The sequence below is a fragment of the Mesorhizobium ciceri biovar biserrulae genome, assembly GCF_001618845.1.
Classification (GTDB): Bacteria; Pseudomonadota; Alphaproteobacteria; order Rhizobiales; family Rhizobiaceae; genus Mesorhizobium; species Mesorhizobium ciceri.
The window spans coordinates 895,970-910,249 of sequence record NZ_CP015064.1 but is presented as its reverse complement, the minus strand read 5'-3'; the positions used below and the strand labels follow the sequence as shown (position 1 = coordinate 910,249).

Annotated in this window: 11 protein-coding genes and 2 pseudogenes; 4 read left to right on the top strand and 9 right to left on the bottom strand. The window is 60.5% G+C overall.

The features are described 5' to 3' along the window. Positions 1–279: 279 nt before the first annotated feature. From A4R29_RS04195 to A4R29_RS04180, 4 genes are read right to left on the bottom strand one after another with little or no spacing between them, the layout of a single operon-like run. Positions 280–1,200, bottom strand: a complete 921-nt coding sequence (locus tag A4R29_RS04195) for an ImmA/IrrE family metallo-endopeptidase (RefSeq protein WP_063171256.1) — start codon at positions 1,198–1,200, stop codon at positions 280–282. Then, the gene (locus A4R29_RS04190; protein WP_145923729.1) at positions 1,197–1,652 is read right to left on the bottom strand and encodes a helix-turn-helix domain-containing protein; all 456 of its coding nucleotides are present in this window, start codon (positions 1,650–1,652) and stop codon (positions 1,197–1,199) included. Before A4R29_RS04190 ends, A4R29_RS04195 begins: the two co-directional genes overlap by 4 nt. 35 nt (positions 1,653–1,687) lie before the next feature. Continuing rightward, complete coding sequence (locus A4R29_RS04185; protein WP_063171254.1) at positions 1,688–2,308, bottom strand: hypothetical protein; 621 nt, start codon at positions 2,306–2,308, stop codon at positions 1,688–1,690. Further along, positions 2,305–2,514 carry a ribbon-helix-helix protein, CopG family gene (locus A4R29_RS04180; protein WP_063173564.1) on the bottom strand — a complete coding sequence of 70 codons (210 nt, stop codon included), beginning with the start codon at positions 2,512–2,514 and terminating at the stop codon, positions 2,305–2,307. Before A4R29_RS04180 ends, A4R29_RS04185 begins: the two co-directional genes overlap by 4 nt. 125 nt (positions 2,515–2,639) lie before the next feature. Between A4R29_RS04180 and A4R29_RS04175 the strand changes: the two genes are divergently transcribed. The 4 genes from A4R29_RS04175 to A4R29_RS04160 are packed head-to-tail and all read left to right on the top strand — an operon-like array spanning position 2,640 to position 6,625. Next, positions 2,640–3,611: a CBASS oligonucleotide cyclase gene (locus A4R29_RS04175; RefSeq protein WP_063173563.1), complete on the top strand. Its 972-nt coding sequence runs from the start codon at positions 2,640–2,642 to the stop codon at positions 3,609–3,611. A 9-nt stretch (positions 3,612–3,620) separates the two neighbouring features. Next, complete coding sequence (locus A4R29_RS04170; protein WP_063171253.1) at positions 3,621–4,130, top strand: HORMA-1 domain-containing protein; 510 nt, start codon at positions 3,621–3,623, stop codon at positions 4,128–4,130. A gap of 2 nt (positions 4,131–4,132) precedes the next feature. After that, positions 4,133–5,068: an AAA family ATPase gene (locus A4R29_RS04165; protein WP_063171252.1), complete on the top strand. Its 936-nt coding sequence runs from the start codon at positions 4,133–4,135 to the stop codon at positions 5,066–5,068. A gap of 45 nt (positions 5,069–5,113) precedes the next feature. Next, a complete protein-coding gene (locus A4R29_RS04160; protein WP_063171251.1) occupies positions 5,114–6,625 on the top strand; it encodes an SAVED domain-containing protein in 1,512 nt (503 codons plus the stop codon). Positions 6,626–7,203: 578 nt separating this feature from the next. On the opposite strand, the pseudogene A4R29_RS04155 reads toward A4R29_RS04160, so the two are convergent. From A4R29_RS04155 to A4R29_RS04130, 5 genes and pseudogenes are all read right to left on the bottom strand, one after another. Next, positions 7,204–8,358 (bottom strand): annotated as a pseudogene (locus A4R29_RS04155) (IS30 family transposase). 473 nt (positions 8,359–8,831) lie between these two features. Then, on the bottom strand, positions 8,832–9,569 hold the full coding sequence (locus A4R29_RS04150; protein ID WP_063171250.1) for a copper chaperone: 738 nt from the start codon (positions 9,567–9,569) through the stop codon (positions 8,832–8,834). Continuing rightward, positions 9,566–10,968: pseudogene (locus tag A4R29_RS04140) on the bottom strand (tyrosinase family protein). The gene A4R29_RS04150 and the pseudogene A4R29_RS04140 overlap by 4 nt, the downstream one beginning before the upstream one ends. A gap of 129 nt (positions 10,969–11,097) precedes the next feature. Then, positions 11,098–12,390, bottom strand: coding sequence for a ComEC/Rec2 family competence protein (locus A4R29_RS04135; RefSeq protein ID WP_201787929.1), 1,293 nt, complete (start codon positions 12,388–12,390; stop codon positions 11,098–11,100). Between the two features lies 1 nt (position 12,391). Continuing rightward, positions 12,392–14,128, bottom strand: coding sequence for a gluzincin family metallopeptidase (locus tag A4R29_RS04130; protein ID WP_063173561.1), 1,737 nt, complete (start codon positions 14,126–14,128; stop codon positions 12,392–12,394). Positions 14,129–14,280 lie beyond the last annotated feature (152 nt).

Genomic DNA, 14,280 nt, shown 5'->3' with positions numbered 1-14,280 from the left:
ACGACAGATAATTCTGGACGGCACACCAGTCTGCCATTTATGCGACTTTCGAAGCACAAAAAGCGAACATCAAAAGGGCGTTGTGTGTTTTTGACATCAATAGGCCTGCCCATTCCGTCAGTTCCGGTGATCAATGGCAATGGCTGGAACTGAGCCGTTTGCAGACTGACCGCTTAAATCGCTTGGCACGGCAATAGCGGTCGTCATTCGCGACGATCTCAGGATCTCATTCATCTCAGTTGTCACACGGCTGTCATCGGCCGCTGTCATCGGCCGCCTTCAGTGCACGAGCGGCTCGGACTTCTGCCACACACCGAGTGTCAGCGCCTCGTAGCCGTTGAAGAACGTCTCGAAATTGAAGAGGTGGCGCTGACCGTCGTCGTTCACGAGGCGAACCTCGGCCTCGCCCAGCGGACCCGCACGTTGCGGCCCCGAATATCCGGCGACGATACCGAACAGGTCGGCGTCAGTCAGGCGGCCGAAGTTCGCGCGGAAAAGTGGCGACTGGACGCAGTAGCGGCACGGGTTGGCGGCATCGAAGTCTGCCTTGCGCCGGCTGCGGTGAGGATGACCCGTCACCAACGCGACCATCGGGCGCTGCGCCTCGGCCTGCTCGACGAACCGCCAAAGCGTCGATGTGATCGTGTTACCATACTGGGTGCTTAGCCCGCGGATAAGGTCGAGCGACGGCGCCCTGGCCGTCGCCTCCGCACCGAAGCGATCCGACATAAAAAGCAGACGGCCGGCAGCGTAGTTTGCTTCGGCCTCTATCTCTTCGTGAAAGTGCGGCGTCAGCGTGACAGTGTCGTCGCCGAACATTATGCCCTCGTGCCACGGTATGATGCTGTGACCGATCTCGTGGGCCTCGTTCCAGCGGTGCTTGAGCTGCGGGACATCCGCATCGATCAGAATACGCTTCGAATCAGGGAGATAAAGCGCCTTCAGGCTCAGCTTCTGGATGGCCTCCTTAAGCAACGTTGGGCGCTGTAGCACCTGCTGACCCGCAACCTTCATGCGACTGAAGACTTCGCGCACGAAGCCATCGTCAGTGGAACTGTAAAACTGCCGGTCGAGCTTCAGCAGTTCGCGCACCATCCGCAAATCGATCGGAGGTTCCGGGTTTCCCAATCCGCGAAGGATCTTCTTGACCTGGCCGTCGATGTCGGCGGCCGTGCGTGGCCCGAGCGCTACGTTTCTCATCTCCGCGCCCTGTCCTCAATCACGGATACCACTATGTTTAAAAGAGCGATCTCGTTGCCGGAGAGCGCGCTTCGAAGCTCCGAACGCGCGGCGTAGCGCTGCTGGTCGACGAACGGCTCCGCGTCGTTAGCAACGACGACACCCGCCATCTCGTTTAATGTGCCCTGCGGAAGATAAAAGGTTCGTGCGATCGCCCAGACGGTGCGGGCGTCAACCCGATAGAACGGATCCTCCTCGATGGCTTGGGCATCGGTAAGCTCGATGTCGACGGCCTCGGCGAACTGATCGACGGACAGACCCTCGCGGCGACGCAGAAGATGTACGAACTCGCTGAATGAAGGGGGCGACTGGTCGCCCGCCACGCTCCCCTTATAAGGGGCGTCGGTGTCAGACTCCGCAAGTCCGCTGCTCGCGCCAATGAGAACGTCAGCCTCCCCGCCGATGCGGGTCAACCACCATTCCTTAGTTCTTTCAAATCGCATCGTCTTCATTCCTGCGCAATCAACGCCTGAGCAACCTCGGCGGTCATCTCGAAATAATGCAATTTTCCAGGCACCTCCGCATCGGGACCCAAGTCTATCATGCCTATGTCCCGGTAAAAGACCTCCGACTGGGGCAACGCATGCAGCCCCACACGTCCCTTGAACTCCTGGTCGACGCTCAGCGCGGCGGCTGCGACCATGAGGATCGTGCCGGCACCCTTGAAACGCCGTTGCATCCCAACGATCGGCTGGTTCCAGGGCGCAACCTCCAGATAGTCGACATAGGCGATCGGCTTGCCAGCGGAGTCCTCCAGGCGCGACTCCTTGGTCGCGACGTTGACCCGCATCATGGCCTGCGTCATCCCGGCGGCGGTAACACAGAACGTCTCGAAGCCCAGCAGGCCTCCCTCTTCTACCTTGTCCGGCCAGCGCCAATGGCCGGACTGCGGCCATTCCGACTTCGGGACGCCCTGTTTGTAGAGCGTCGCCTTGATGGCGCCGAGCTCAGGCTGCCACGCATTGTGCCAGTCTAGCAGATGCGGCACATCGATGCCGCATACGAGTTCGGCGGCGACAACACCGCCGGACGCGACATCCCGTAGAAAGACAGGCGAAGCACCTGTCATAGGAGCATTAGCTCAGTCTTTTCCCGCGTGCCGTCGTTCTCAAAGACGACCTTGTCGCCCTTCTCCATCCTGGCATCCAGCATCTGGTACAGGCGCAGAGCCTGCCTCAGAACCGCGGTCTTGCTAAGGTCCTTACGCAAGGACAGCTTCTCGAGAGCGCGCATTTCGGCGTCAGTTAGGTTGAGCGTCATTGTCCGCTTGGACATTCGGTTCTCCATCAGCTCGACCTCTGATATGGAACAGATAGCTACTCTGTCAACGTCATGCCATGATAAAATACTTATTGAATAGCTATTTATTGGCCACTATGTGTATGACCAAGGAGATTGCCATGAGTCGTGAGCACGTCGGTCACAGAGACATTGTCCTGTTCGCGGACAGCAGGGTGAACCTGAAACGGGAGGACGCGTCGGAACTTCGCGCACAGGCCAACCGGCTGCGCGACAAGCTGGAAGGGTATCTGGTCGACCATCCCGACTTCGGGCTTAAGAAGATGCTGCTGTCGGGAAGCTTGGCGAAGGGGACCGCGCTCAAGTCGATTAGCGACATCGATGTCGCCTGCTACGTCGCGACGGAATCGGCGCCGCACTCGATTCGCGACCTGATCGAATGGCTCGCCAAGCGCTTAGAGACCGCGTTCCCCAACTTCAAGCCGTCACAGATCACGCGCAAGACCTATTCGGTCTCTGTGCAGTTCATTGCTACCGGCAACGAGGTCGACATTGTGCCGATCCTCTATTCAGGCGATCCTCAGTGGCGCGGCGACTTGATCTCGCAGGAGACGGGAGAGCGGCTCATGACGAGCGTCCCCATGCACCTTGACTTCATTCGGAAGCGCAAGGCGGCCAGCCCGCAGCACTTCGCCCAAGTGGTGCGTCTCATCAAGTTCTGGTCGGGCCTGCGCAAGCGCGAGGACACAAGCGGGAACTTTCGGTTCAAGTCGTTCATGATCGAGATGATCGTCGCGCACCTCGCCGACCGTGGCGTCGTCCTCGACGACTATCCCGAGGCCCTGCAGTCTTTCTTCACCTTCCTTGCGACTGATCAGCTGCGGTCGATGATTTCGTTTACCGACTACTATCCCGCCGGCACCTGCAGCCCTACGTCTGATCCGGTCAGCATCTGGGATCCGGTCAACTGCGAGAACAATGTTGCCAAGCTCTACAACACCACCAACCAGGCGCTCATCGTGGACGCCGCAATCGACGCTGGTGATGCGATCGACGCCGCGCTGCGCGCCATCTCCAAAGGCGAGACGATCCGCTACTGGCAGAAGGTCTTCGGACCGAGTTTTGATGTGTAGGAACCACCAATGAGCAGCTACACCAGCACCGAGACCAGCAGCTTCACGATCACGCACGCGCGCTACATCGCGTCAAAGGTGGCGACCGACCTGAAGCGGTTCCAGCGTTTCTACGGCTCGCCCAGTGACGATTGGATCGACCGGTACGAGGGCGAGCTGGCGGGTCTTCTCAAGCACGACGCCGTTGAGAACGTAGTCTACGGCTTCCAGCGCAATTCGCTCTGGACACCGGCGTCTGTCCGTTATCGCGCGATCCCCGGCGGCTCGCTGATCGCCGACGACGATCCGGGCAAGATCAGGCCGGGGATCGACATCACGGGCGCGCGCTTCACGTCGTTCCTGAGCTACTCGACGACCTGGTTCGACCTGACCCCGGCTGAGCGCGAGAGCATCGAGAGCAGCCTGCCGATCCAGCGCACACATAGTTCGGCGCCTGCGCTTGAGACCGGTGCCTGGAGCGACGACCTCAGCTACTCTGCCGGCGGTCGGGGCCTTGGACGCAGCAGCGTGAGGACCTAACGATGAGCGAACGCATGACAATCGGCGAGCTGTTCGACCGCCGCCTCGAGTTTCCCGACCTCGACGCCCGACGCCGCCTTACTCGACTCGTCGGCATCGACGAGGCCAAGGAGCGGCTGACGAAGATGCTCGGCATCCTCGTCAACCCCGCCGGCCCGCGCGCGTGGGCGAAGAAACATCACCCGAACGCGCAGGTTCTGCTTGACTACCTGGAGCGCCGACCCCCGCTCGTCATCCTCGCCGGCGACGTCGGCTCGGGCAAGACCGAGCTCGCCGAAACAATCGGCGACGCCATTGCGCGTCAGGAGGATATCCCAGTCACGCTCTATCCCCTTAGCCTCTCCACGCGCGGCAGCGGAAAGGTCGGCGAGATGACGCGCCTCGTGTCGGCAGCGTTTGACCTGACCCTTGAGGCAGCCACCAGACTACAGCGCGGCGACGGCCGCGCAACGGGCGGCGTGATCCTCCTTGTCGACGAGGCCGACGCGCTCACCCAGAGTCGCGAGGACGCGCAGATGCATCACGAGGACCGCGCGGGTGTCAACGCCTTCATCCGGGGTGTTGACCAACTCGCTGCCAAGCGGGTGCCGGCGGCCGTGATCCTGTGCACGAACCGCCTGTCCGCGATCGATCCTGCCGTCCAGCGGCGGGCGGCCGAGATCTTCTCGTTCCACCGCCCAAACTCCGAACAGCGCCGCGCGGTGCTCGACGGGCCGCTGACCGAGGCCGGCCTGCGGCCGAGCGATGTCGAGCGCATCGTATCGGCCACAGGCGAGGACCACGTCAGGCCCGGCTTCACTTATTCAGACCTGACACAGCGACTGATGCCGACGCTCGTCCTTGACGCCTATCCCGACCGGCCCATCACCGCCGTGCGGGCACTCGAGCTGGCCAAGTCGATCCGTCCCACGCCGCCCTTTAAAGACGGTGCCACATGACCGCCGTGGGATCTTACCGAGCCAGTTCAGCGAGGGAGAGCTAGAATGGCCGAGGCTGTCACCGCTCGCTGGCATGGGGACAACTACCAGTCGCGCGTGTTCTGGGAAAACGCGCTGAACCTTCTCGACGACACGTCATGTGTCGTTGAAGTCACGTTCGAGGCCAGCGGGCCGAAAGCGTTCGACGACGTGGTGGTCAAGTATGATCCGCCCGTCGCCCGGTCGGGTCCCGACCGCATTCACGCCGACTACCACCAGGTCAAGTATCACGTCGATCGCGGTGGACATTTCGGCTACGAGGACTTCACGGATCCCAACTTCATTGGAGCAACGTCCTTCTCCCTGCTGGAGCGCCTACGCAACGCACAGGCGGTAACGAGTGCGCCCTCGCTCTTCACCTTCCTGACGACCTATCGTGTGTCGCCAACCGATCCGCTCGCTCCCCTTGTGTCGGGCAACGACCGAACGCTCATGCTCGAGCGGTTGTTCGATGGGACGACCGACCGCAGTAAGCTCGGCAAGGTCAGGAAGCGCTGGCGCGAGCACCTCGCGCTTCCCGACGACAATGCGCTGAGGAACGTCCTTCGCGGGTTCCGCATCGTGGACGGCCACCGGTCGCTGGATGAGCTGCGTTCGCAGATAAATTTAAAGGCCAAGGTCGTCGGCATGCTGACATGCAGCGCTGCTGACTCGGACTTCCGCTACGACGAACTTGCACGCCAGTTGAAATCACGTGGTCTCGCCGCATTCACACGTGACACGCTCCTCGCGCTAGCGCGAGAGGAGGGCCTTCTCGACACGATTCCGAAGGGGGCTGATTCGCACCTTCCAATCGCGATTCGCAGCTTTCTCGGGCCGGCGTCCGACCTGACCGGCGCGACGCCCGAGAACACACTGTCGCTCACCGACGACTTCCGCCAGCGTTATCTGCAGGACGGGCGCGACTGGCAGACGACCATCCGGCCCCGAGTCGAGCCGTTCCTCGCCTCGGCAGCCGCCCGCTCGCGCCAACTCCGGTTAATCCTGGACGCGCACGCGTCAATCGCCTTCCTCGCGGGTACGGTGCTCGACGTAAAGTCGGGTGTCGACGTTCAGCTCGTCCAGAAGGGTCGGGTCGGCGCGCGAACATGGCGCGCCAACGACGGGACCGTCGGCCCCCGCTTCGTAGAGACCGTCACGTCCCTTGGGGCAGGCCGCGGTATCGCCGTCCTAGTCAGCGCGGCGCAGGAGGTCGCGCCACAGGCGCGCGCCTACATTGCGAAGGCCTCGCTCAGCGTCGGCATGATGCTCGAGTTCTCGTTCACCGGCGGACCAGGACAACAGAGCATCGCGGGAGGCGCACACGGCGCCGCATTGGCCGAGCAGATCGCCAACGCCGTGCGGAGGGCGAAAGCCGAGGACCCCGACGCTGTCGTCCATCTGTTCGCGTCAGTCCCAAACAGCATCCTGTTCTACCTCGGCCAACAACATCACGCGATCGCGCCCTGCATCGTCTACGAGTTTGACTTCGACCGGCGTGGCAACAAGAGCTACCATCCTTCTTTCGTAATGGACTGACGCTGCCCGCGCGTTCGGCCAGCGCATGCCGCAATCTTCCCGACAACCAGCGATTGGACTAAGCCATGCGCTTCAAATCCTTACCGCAAGGCGGCTCAGGACCCCGCGCAACCGATCCGACTATCGACACCGCAACGCTGGCCGATCACGGGCGAAATGTGGTTAGGTGTTCAGCCTGCTGGACCTGCGCGGCCGGTCAGACTGGGACCTACGACCCTTCAACACGGCGCTCTCGATCCTCGTAAGCCATGTCAACGACCGTTGGATCGGCTGATCCGACGCGAATACGCGAGTGGCGCGCTACTTCCCTCGCTTTTCGATCTTTAGGTTTGGGAGGTCGGGTCGCTTGGATTCCACTCCGGCCTCCTTCAAGGCCGTGTATCCGATCTTTTTAAGGAGTTTCTCTGTTTTGGCGCGCTCCTTGTTGAGAGCGCTCTCACCTTTGACCTTAGGCATCCGTCCTCCACTAGGTTCGTTGTCGTTCGCCAGCAGATAAGATCGCCAGCGATATCAGGGCTCGAAGTCAGCTTTGAGGCCGCAGCAGAGATTACGTCAATGACTGAAATGAGGCGGTGGGTTCAACCGGTCACTGCAACACCTTCTGTAGCCTATCGGCGGGCGTTTCGAAGTCCAGGGTTTTTCGGGGGCGCTGATTGAGCCGCAGGGCGACGCCGTTGAGTTGGGCCTGCGAGACATGGGAGAGGTTGGTTTCTCTCGGAAAGTACTGCCTGAGCAGACCGTTGGTATTTTCGTTGCTGCCGCGTTGCCAGGGACTGCGCGGGTCGCAGAAGTAGACCTGTAGATCGGTTGCGACGGTGAAGCCCTTATGACGAGCCATCTCCTTGCCCTGGTCCCATGTCAACGAGCGCCGCAGCTCTTGGGGCAAAGTGCCGATCTTCTCGGCGAGGGCCGCCACGACGGTCGCCGAGTCCCTTCTCGCCAACTTCACAAGCATCGTGAACCGGCTGTGTCGCTCGACGAGGGTGACGATGTTTGTGTCGTTCGCCCCGGTGAGCAGATCACCCTCCCAATGGCTTGGGATGGCACGATCCTCCGCCTCTGCGGGACGCTCGCGATGGAGACCATATCGAGGATTTGACCTTGCCCCGTTCGGCTCTGTGCACCTTGGCAAGCCGCATCTGTCGTTTGGTGCGCAGATGCGCTGTCAGTTCCTTCTTGAGCACCCCTCGCGACTGGATGAATAGGCTGCGATAGATCGCTTCATGAGATATCCGCATGCTTGGATCGCCTGGGTACGCTCGCCTCAGCCAGCCCGCAATCTGCTCCGGCGACCATTGCAGCGCCAGCTTTTGCGCCACCCGCCACCGTAGCCGTCCAGAGCGCGCCAGGCGACATTGCTTCGGGCGTAGCGCGCGCTGCCAAGCCTGCTTGTCGGCCCGGGTTGCGCGATACGTTTGTGCACCGCCATTGCGAGAGATCTCCCGACATATCGTTGATGGGGATCGCCCCAGACTTCGTGCAATAGCGCGGATGGCAAGACCTGCCGCAATCCCGCGAGAGATCTCTTCGCGCTCCCCCAGCTCAAGCGCCGAGGCCGCCCTACGCCTTGCTGACGGAGCAATACCGCCGTGTAAGGATACGATCCGCTGAACGCCGCCCTTGTTCCGGCGCTCCAGTGCCCGCGAGATCGACGAAATGCTCTGACCTTGCTTCCAGCGCTCCCATAACTCGGCCTTCTGTTCTGACGTAAACCAAACCCGTGACGTCACCATGCGACACCTCCCAATCCTCTCAGATTAAAGGTGTTGCGACGACCGGTTGAACCCACCGGCGCAAAGCTGCCATTCAGTAGCAGACAAATGCGATCGGCAAGGAGCTGGACACCCCTTGAATCGAACTGGCAAACCGCTTCTTAAGCTATTGATCGATAACGATGATCGTGATCGATGAGGGACGTCGCCTTTTCAACAAAAACAAACAGTATGGTCTGGCAAACGCGAGGACAGTAAGGAGAATGAATTCTCTATCCAGCGTATCAACCCCTGCGTCCACGGCTGTTCTTGCGGCATGCCTAAGGCTCGCCTGTTCAGGAATTCATTGCTTTCGCCGACTATCGATAGGACGAGCTTTTTTCTGGCTCAGACTGCTGATGATCCCTTAGCAGCAATCAGAAAAATGTGGTCAGTGGATCTTAGACTAGGCGCTCGCTGTCGTCGACGGCAAGCAAAAGCGTGACCAATGCAGCCTACTGGGTCTTCATTGTCCGCCTTGATTGTCGAGCAACCGCACTTAACCGGAATGGCGAGGTTCGCGCAAATCGCTCATACCAGAGAAACGGCGAGATTAGCGCCATGGTGAGCACGCCGTAGGGTGCGACCATACAAAGCAGCATCCAGGGCCAGCAGCCAATGAACCACCAAAGACCCGTCTTTGCACCAAATCGCGTGCTATCGACCAAGAGGCCGGCTCCGCTCCACCTAATAGGTGGTTGGCTATGGCATCGTCGCAAAACTAATGCCTTGATACGAGATTCCTGCCAGAGAACCGCCGTAGCCGCTCCGAGGGCAACTGTAAGGGCCCCTGGTATCTGGAAGATCATCCGGAAGACGAGAACGGTCGATGTGAGAAGCGCACATCCTGCCAACCATAGGCCAAAATAGCTGACGACGAACACTGCCTGTCCCACCAGGCGCCCTTCACCTATACGGTCAGCAAGATGGTCGATCTGGCCAATGGCCATTGGCAGCATCATTGCTAGCGACATGACAATCCAACCGGCCAGAATCTCCTCGGGCGGATTGAGGAGAAGAAGCGATGGCACTGGCGAGTCAGCAGCGAACCACGTCTGGGGAGTGATAATGCCGCAAAGCGATGGCAAGTTTAGTCCCGGAACAATACCAAGAAGCGCCAGCCACGCCCCACCTGCGACCACGATCAACCCACGCGGCCTATACTGATTGAGTAAATGGGCCAAATCCGTCACGGCGTCTCGCGAACAATACTAATTCGCCCAACTTCCGCCGCTTCGGCGCTGACATCTTGGTCGTCCGAAACGAAGTCGATGGTTATTTCATCGGCGCTGCGTGTTCCGCCGGGTCTTTCGGCTGCAAGTCGGGTGATGTCGAAGACGTAGCTCAGACCATTGCCCGCATGCGGGCCGTTCGGGGCGCTCGCCGTGTCAATGCCGAACAAGGACATCATGCCTACATATGTCGCTCGTCGGTGTCGGGGTTACCATCGTCCGGCAGGTTGACGTAGACGCGATAAGCCTGGCCGCGGTCGGTGCCTGTAATGTTCTCAAGATTGAGCAATATCCGATCTGGACCCAAATCCATGCTGCCCCCGGTCAACCCCTTCAGACGGCCTGTCTTCTTCGGGCGCTGAATAGCGACCGTGGCACTTCTGCGCCCAGATCCGAGCTTCACGCCCGGCGTCGATGCGCCGAGCACCCGAACTCCAGTCTTGCGCTTGCTGATCATGCCTAGTTTCCCTGCTGGTTTCCTGAGCGCAGCGGCGAATGGGCGGAGATGTGGCGGCTTCGGGGTCCCGGCCAGCGGATCGGCCACATTCTCATAATCATAATCAAGCGGTGGCGCGGTCGTGTCCACCATTTGCTGCGAAGTAAACTTCCAGACCTTGCCGTCCGAGCCGTGCACCTTGAACTTCTTCGTTCGCGGACCAGTACGCCACAGCGCCTCAGCGGGGTCGACATGAGCCTTATCGCGGCCTCTCCAGACCTCCCAGAGCCGATCGACATTACAGTGATGCAGCCAAAACAATGGGTCGAGGCCCGCCTCCTCGAAGCTCGACATGAAGCCGCCGCTGCCACCTACCCTGCCATGGATGTAGTTGTGTATACCGCCCTCCAGGGCACCGGACGCACCCGGTCCGTGAAAGAAGTCCGTCTCAGGTCCGCCAAATCCGGTTGACCCGCCCGAGGAACTACCGCCAAATCGAGGTTCGATCAGGATCCGGTCGAGCGCGACACCGCGCGGATCAATTCCGACATCTCCGGTTTCGAAGTGTTCGCGCCGCTGAGTCACGAACAGCTTGTTTTCCTGGCCGTCAGGCAATTTTGGCACGCAGAATTCCGGCCTCAAACGCTGCCACTCGGGCTTGCTGCAACCCCAGTAAGGCAGTGCCCAGTCTTGTGGCCCTCCCAGGCCGACAACGGCCGCGCGAACGATCGCCTCGAAGGCGGCAAGGTAGCCGCGATGCCAGGGCAGGAAATACCAGCTGCCGTGCTGACATTGGTTCCAGTAATCCTTGATATCGTCGTCGTTCGGAAGCGCGTCGCCGGGCTCGATCAAGCCGTCGTGGAACCCGTGGATGGCCGCCTGCCAGCGCCAACTCCCGGGAGCAGCGATTGGGCGTTTCTGCATTTCCGCGACGGCGCGCGCATACCACTAGATGATCGGATCCCAAGCAGCAAGGCCCCACAAATTTCGGCGCAGATGTGCCATGTTTTCCCCCGCTAGCTTGCGGCTCGGGCTTGAGCCGTCATTGCATGTTCAGCCCAGCGCAATGGGGATTTCTTCGTAGAGTACCCCGTCCGCCAGCAACTCCGTCGAATGAAAATGAGATTTGGCCTCAAGTTCGTTGACCAAGGTCCGCCGCGGAACCTCGGTTTTTTTGTCTTCCGAGCCATGCTTGCCGTGCTTCGTTGACAGAACCGAAACCAACCTGTCTTTACGAGCCTCGTCGCCGCGCTTCGAGAAGCTGTTCCACATACTGCGTGGCGTGGCGTTCCGGCTGCCATGGTGGCCGACCTTGTAGACATCGACATCGGCGAGCAGCTTGGCAAACTTCGACTCCAGCGCATACTGCCAGTTCTCAAGTTGAGCATCGCCCGGAAACAGCAGCGTCTTCTTGCCGGTGCGAAACAGCAGGATGACGCTGGTGTTGTTCATCTGATCGTCGAGCGCGCGCACGAGGCCAAGCATGAGCTCGGCGTTGGCATCGTCGATCCGGTGCGACAACCAGCGCTGCTCCGTGAACAACTTTGTTGCACGCACGGACTTCGCGCCCGGGAATAACGGCTTGGTATCGCCGGGCTCGGTCGCTTCGACGAGGCGCTGTGCCGTGAGCTGCCAGAATTCATCTGGGTCGCTTGAACGCTGCTTGCGAATGCTCTCGCTCTGACGAAGCGTAGGTGGACCAAGCACATTCACCTCAATGCCCGGCAAAACTTCGGCCAGCCCCGGATCACAGCCATGAAAGACGTATTCATGACGTCCCTCCATCGCCTGAAGATTGTCGATCGCCGAACGGTTTGAAAGGTTGTTCTCTCCGACGAAACGCAATTGGTCGGCTATTGCACGCGGCATCGCCTTGCCCTCCCCGTCGAGAAAGGTAAGCGCCCGCTGGGCGACTTGCTGCATGGCCGCGAGTGATGCACGGCGGCTGGCGAATGCCGTTTGCCGATCGCGGCCCACCGGCCCCAGCCAGTCCACGGGCGCCTCTGGCGCCTCCGTCCACGGTTGGATGATCACCTTCGGCGCGAGTTTGCGGATGATGTCGCCGGAACCGGCGCCGTTGCTGGTTGCAAAGCCGCTGATGTGATCCCTATGCCGGTGGGTCGCGACCAGCACGTCTAGGACGCCATTGGCTCCACCGCATTTGTCGCGAATGTCCTCCGCGACACGAAGCATGTGCGACGATGCGACATTTTCCGGGAGTCCGGTAGTACCGAAGTCGATGAGGATGTGGCGGCGCGCGCCATCCGCGTAGCTGAACCGGAGGAGGAAGCAATCGCCAAATCCGACCTGATAGGCGAAGATCGTCGCACTGGCTGGAGCCACCATATCAGGCTCCCATCCGTTGCTGATGGCTGAGTGCGAACCGCATCCTCTGGCCAACGCCCCCTCCGCCGAGCTGATCCGCGTCGAGAAGGTATTGACCGCGGGCGCGCTGACGAGCTCCGTCGAAGATAGGGTTAGCGATGTGGTATTTGACCTGACCATACTGGTCCAGGATCAGAACACCACCCCCGTATGCCGTAATCCGGTCAGTCGTCTTCATGCCATCCGGCCGTTCCGCGCCAAGTACGGATTTGAACTCCGCTCCGAACAGGTCAACGCGCTGTACGTATTGGCAGACCGTCTCGTGAAGCATAATCCCATCCGGCCCGAGCCTAGCGGCCTGATCGATCGACAGGACTTCGGTGTAGGCGCGTTCGCTGATCCCGAGGACATTGCGGTTCTCCCACAGGAAGCGGAACATCTCGTCGGCATTGCGCGTCATCGCGACATAGTTGGAGCGCGCATAGGTCAATTGCCCCGGATGCGAAAGCCGCTTCCAGCAGCCTTCCTCGTCGCAATTCTTGCGTTGTGTGATGATCCCGTAGGATCGGAACGAAGCGCGGATCGTCGGGCGGTATTGATGATCGTCGTCGGGCACGAGCTCGCGGTCCGCAGTCAGAAGCGCCGAGAGATACTGTGAGAAGTCGAGGTCGGTAGGCGGGCAGTAGTCCAACGCTCGTATCGCCATCGTCAGGAGATGGCCAGCAACCTTCGCGCCTTCTTCCACCACAGATGCGAGATTGTATCGATCTCCTTCGAACTTACCGAGCGCAGCAATACGTGCGCCCCAGAGAAGCACGAACGCGTTCATCATCGCCGCCACGATAACCTCGCCACGAGCGTGCTCGTCGGGATCGTCCCGCAGCTCCTTGCCTTTCTTCGACGTCAGCTCGACCGATTGGCGCAACGCGCCGCGTCCGCCATCATTCAGTTCGTTGCCGATTTCCATCGCTATCCCGAGAAGGATCGACTTCTTGATTGCGGCCGGCTTAAGTCTATGGGCAGAGACGAGCTTGATCGTCTCCTTGCCCTGTGCAATCGCGCCATCCTCGCCGATCGCCGCAGCCACCACCGGCTCCAGAGAAAAGATCGACAAGATCGCGACGATGTCGGCGAAACCCTCGTGGAATGCGGCCTGATCCGGACCGGACGCCTCGGTAAGGCGAGAGCGGAGACCATCGAGCACTGCATGTGTAGTCTCGTGCGCGACTATGTCATGAGACAGGCAGGTGAAAACCGGCGTCCCGTCCTCGCGATGAAAATAGCCGAACATCAGAGCCCTGTCGGGCTCGGAGTAGAAGGCGTTCGCCTGCGCGAAGGCGTGTGGTGCGATGTGCAGTTGGTGCCCGCCGGAACTCCAGCCTACCCTGCGGCCTAGTGCGCGCTCGAATGCGCCGAGCGTTCGCATCGCGATCGCATACACATTCTGGGCGTGGAAGTTGGGCTCGCCAAGTAGTCTGCGCTGGTACGCCGGATCGAGCAAATCTTCGCCCGGACCCGGTGCGAAGGGATCGACGAGCACGCCCGACGCGAGCTGATAGTCCTGACCGTCGAGATAGGCGCGCCTCTCCGTCGCATTATAGTCGACGACCTTGACACGGTACCCGGTTGGTCCCTTTGCCAAGATCTCGGCTGGAACCGCCACCTGCGTGAACACCATCGGTCCCTCGGCTGATCCGATGCGAAGGCCGGGATCCTTGGCGATGATGGTCAACTTCCGGGTCGGTGGTGGGTCGAGCATATACTCAGCTCCCAGACAGTCTGCCTCAATCAACCATAGGCGTAATCATCGAGGTCATGCAATACTGAACCTGCGAGTAATTTGTTGAGCTAAGTGATCGCCCAAAGCAACTCGGTCTTTCGTTGGCGCCAGCTTTTTCTTGAAACGAACGT

Excerpts from the sequence above, each read along its gene's own strand:
- A4R29_RS04195 (WP_063171256.1), bottom strand. The coding sequence starts at position 1,200 with ATGAGAAACGTAGCGCTCGGGCCACGCACGGCCGCCGACATCGACGGC.
- A4R29_RS04185 (WP_063171254.1), bottom strand. The coding sequence starts at position 2,308 with ATGACAGGTGCTTCGCCTGTCTTTCTACGGGATGTCGCGTCCGGCGGT.
- A4R29_RS04180 (WP_063173564.1), bottom strand. The coding sequence starts at position 2,514 with ATGTCCAAGCGGACAATGACGCTCAACCTAACTGACGCCGAAATGCGC.
- A4R29_RS04175 (WP_063173563.1), top strand. The coding sequence starts at position 2,640 with ATGAGTCGTGAGCACGTCGGTCACAGAGACATTGTCCTGTTCGCGGAC.
- A4R29_RS04170 (WP_063171253.1), top strand. The coding sequence starts at position 3,621 with ATGAGCAGCTACACCAGCACCGAGACCAGCAGCTTCACGATCACGCAC.
- A4R29_RS04165 (WP_063171252.1), top strand. The coding sequence starts at position 4,133 with ATGAGCGAACGCATGACAATCGGCGAGCTGTTCGACCGCCGCCTCGAG.
- A4R29_RS04160 (WP_063171251.1), top strand. The coding sequence starts at position 5,114 with ATGGCCGAGGCTGTCACCGCTCGCTGGCATGGGGACAACTACCAGTCG.
- A4R29_RS04135 (WP_201787929.1), bottom strand. The coding sequence starts at position 12,390 with ATGGTGGCTCCAGCCAGTGCGACGATCTTCGCCTATCAGGTCGGATTT.
- A4R29_RS04130 (WP_063173561.1), bottom strand. The coding sequence starts at position 14,128 with ATGCTCGACCCACCACCGACCCGGAAGTTGACCATCATCGCCAAGGAT.